Here is a 3,109-nt window from a genome sequence, read left to right as displayed (position 1 = left end):
TTCTCACCCTATTCTGGTGAAGTTATAAGTTGACAACACTTCCCCTTTTGTTTGCAAAAATCTATATAAAAATACAGGAAAAGGATTATTGATTATATCCATGTATTGAAGGCTTGTTTTTCTCCTCGCTTTACTATGATGAGTTAACAGAAAGGGGAAGTTAATTTAACTACTCCTTTTTTGATTAGAAATTTAAAGCATCAGCACACTTCTTCTTGAAATGTTTGAAAAACCGTGGCCTCACATACGATTGTGCTATGCCTTCCTTCGCTGCTCACTCTCTGCAATCAGTGCTGTCAGATCGGCGGACGGCCGGATTTCCCAACTACAACTGCCACGTCCTAGTTTTAGTGAAGGATGCTTTGACAACAGGCGGATGACATGATTAAGATCGGTGGCTTCAAGTATCATAATGCCACCGATTTGCTCTTTGGTTTCAGCAAAGGGGCCATCAATTATGGAGACCTTGCCACTGCCCCACCTCAATGTGGTAGCGTTCATGGCACCTTGCAGTGCCTCTCCACTTGCAAAGTGACCATTCTTGCGAAGTTCATTATCGTAAATAAAACACTCGTCCATATAGGTGTTGCGTTCGCTTTCTGATAGTGTTTCCCAAACTTGTTCATTCATGTATCCAAGGCAAATGTATTTCATATTGATCCTTTTAGGTTTATTTATTAAATTTTCTGTGTTGATTTACCTCTCTTCAGAAATATCTCTGCATAGTGATATGCCTCCGATTAGAGGTACAGACCTTTGATTTACCCTTATACCCGCTACTAGCACATACACGCCCTTAGCAGTGGGTCGTTATTGTCTGTCTACTATATAATTCAGTTCAGTTACTCCGATAGCAAATTGTCGGGTATTTAGTAGTTTTAGTTGTATTTTGTCTTTGATGTCGACAAACAAAGGAATGCCTCGTCCAAGAATAATTGGATTTACAAATAGCCAGTAGCCATCAATTAAGTTCTGTTCAATCAGTGAATGTGTTGCCGTTGGGCTACCAAAAAGCAAGATATCTTTACCTGCCCCTTGTTTTATTTCATTGATTCTGTCCGAAAGGTTGTCGCTAATAATTGTAGCGTTAGTCAAACCCGTGTCTGTCATTGTTTTTGATAAAACAACTTTGTGAACTTTGTTGTACCAGTTTGAATGTTCAATGTCGTGTTTGCTCGCTGTCGGCTTGTCTGCTGCCGTAGGCCAGTAATTTTCCATCATCTGATAAGTTAACCGTCCATATAAGGCAGTATCGCCTTCGCTTATCCGCTTTCCGACATATTCAAAAATTTCTTGATCCACTTTAATCCAGTCCATTTCTCCGTCTAATCCTGCTACAAAACCGTCAAGGGATAGGTGCATAAATGAAATTATTTTTCTCATGGGCATTTTATTTTCAGTCATGTTCTGTTATGATTTATTTGGGACTAATTTTTTGTGTTCACCAAATAGTCGAATAGCAGCCGAGGGAATCGACAAACAATTTTGATTTTTTTTATTTAGGAAATTACGCTCCCAGCTCTTTCAGCTTTCGTTCGATAAAGCGCCTCTCCGGGTCTTGTTGTGCCAGGGCAAGCGCACGTTCCCAAGACGCCCTTGCTTGATTGGTGTAGCCTATTTTTCGGTACAGTTCTGCCCGTGCTGCGTGCGCCAGATGATAGTCGTTTAACTTTCCACGCTCGAGAATGGCATTGATCTGCTGCAATCCTGCCTCTGGTCCCTTGTGCATGGCGATGGCAACTGCCCGGTTTAATTCAATAACAGGAGAAGGGTTTATGCGCAGTAACAAACTATATAGTCGGGTAATCTGTGCCCAATCTGTACCATCAGGATTCTTTGCTTGGGCATGTAAGGCTGCAATACCTGCTTGCAAGGTATAGGGGCTTAACCGTTTAGATGCGAATGCGTGTTCTACCAACAATAATCCTTCCTCAATCATACCATGATCCCAAAGCGAGCGGTCCTGGTCTTCCAAAAGAATAACATCTCCTGTTGAGCTGGTGCGGGCAGGCCTGCGGGATTCCTGCAGCAGCATGAGGGCAAGCAATCCTGTAACCTGGGGATCCGGCAGCAAATTATGCAAAAGTCGCCCAAGTCGAATTGCTTCGCTTGAAAGGTTAACACGGGTTAACGATTCGCCTGACGAAGCATAATAGCCTTCGTTAAATAGTAGATAAATAATCTGGAGAATGGCCTCAAGTCTGTCCGGCAATTCCTGTTCGGCAGGGACTTCGAAGGGAATCTTTGCCTGGCGAATTTTGGTCTTGGCACGCACAATCCGCTGGGCCAGAGTAGATGGGGTAAGGAGAAAGGCCCTTGAGATTTCTTCAGTGGTCAGCTCACAAACCTCACGTAGGGTCATGGCTGTCTGAGCCTCGAGCGACAAAGCCGGGTGACAGCAAGTGAAGATCAGCCGGAGTACATCGTCTTCAATCTCTTTGTCAACCTGTCCGGAAGGATCGGGCGTCTCAGCTTCCAATTGCCGGATTTGCTGTAGCTGCAAGGGGTCAAATTTGGATTGACGCCGCATAGAATCGATTGCTTTAAAGCGACCGGTAGAAACAAGCCATGCCCTCGGATTGGCAGGAATGCCTTTAGTACCCCATTGCTCAAGGGCTGCCTTGAAAGCATCATGGGTGGCGTCTTCAGCAAGGTCAAAGTCACCAAGCAAGCGAATCAGGGTGGCAAACACAAAGCGCGACTCTTTCCGATAAATCTCGCTCAGGAGTTGGGGAATATGAATATATTCCGGAGAATTTTGCATGTTGGTCTGTTAGATTCTAGCGTTTTTATATTGTTTTTACTTTCCCGGCTAATTTGGGCTATCTTTTAGGGCATTATTTTGCTTCCAAAGGTACACCATCACTAGTCAATGAAGCCCTATAACAAATAAGTGTTTAATATGAAAGCTGAGCAAAAAATAAGGATTCAAAGAGAGATAAACAATGAAAGGCCAGAATTTGGTTTGTGATGTCGGCCCACCTGGTTTTCAGGTAGGCGCAGGAAAGACAAATATCTTTAGATTAAGGTTTAGTCGCTTTACTATTTAGTTTACTGAAAGGGGAAGTTATTTTAACTACTTTCTCTTTCTATAACTTAAATTGAAAAT

General features: G+C 43.1%; 3 protein-coding genes. All 3 read right to left on the bottom strand.

The window, feature by feature from the left end; genetic code table 11:
- Positions 1-255: 255 nt before the first annotated feature.
- The 3 genes from Q0590_RS36925 to Q0590_RS36915 all read right to left on the bottom strand — a co-directional run bounded on the left by Q0590_RS36925 (position 256) and on the right by Q0590_RS36915 (position 2,764).
- Positions 256-654: a YciI family protein gene (locus tag Q0590_RS36925; protein ID WP_302042707.1), complete on the bottom strand. Its 399-nt coding sequence runs from the start codon at positions 652-654 to the stop codon at positions 256-258.
- A gap of 156 nt (positions 655-810) precedes the next feature.
- Positions 811-1,404, bottom strand: a complete 594-nt coding sequence (locus tag Q0590_RS36920; RefSeq protein WP_302042706.1) for a dihydrofolate reductase family protein — start codon at positions 1,402-1,404, stop codon at positions 811-813.
- Between the two features lie 103 nt (positions 1,405-1,507).
- Positions 1,508-2,764: an RNA polymerase sigma factor gene (locus Q0590_RS36915; protein ID WP_302042705.1), complete on the bottom strand. Its 1,257-nt coding sequence runs from the start codon at positions 2,762-2,764 to the stop codon at positions 1,508-1,510.
- Positions 2,765-3,109 lie beyond the last annotated feature (345 nt).

The sequence above is a fragment of the Rhodocytophaga aerolata genome, from assembly GCF_030503435.1.
Taxonomy (GTDB): Bacteria; Bacteroidota; Bacteroidia; order Cytophagales; family 172606-1; genus Rhodocytophaga; species Rhodocytophaga aerolata.
Note: the sequence above shows the minus strand (reverse complement) of the source record. Positions and strands in the feature narration are given on the sequence as shown.

Bases quoted from the DNA above. Each gene is read 5' to 3' on its own strand.
- Q0590_RS36925 (WP_302042707.1), bottom strand. From the start codon at position 654: ATGAAATACATTTGCCTTGGATACATGAATGAACAAGTTTGGGAAACA.
- Q0590_RS36920 (WP_302042706.1), bottom strand. From the start codon at position 1,404: ATGACTGAAAATAAAATGCCCATGAGAAAAATAATTTCATTTATGCAC.
- Q0590_RS36915 (WP_302042705.1), bottom strand. From the start codon at position 2,764: ATGCAAAATTCTCCGGAATATATTCATATTCCCCAACTCCTGAGCGAG.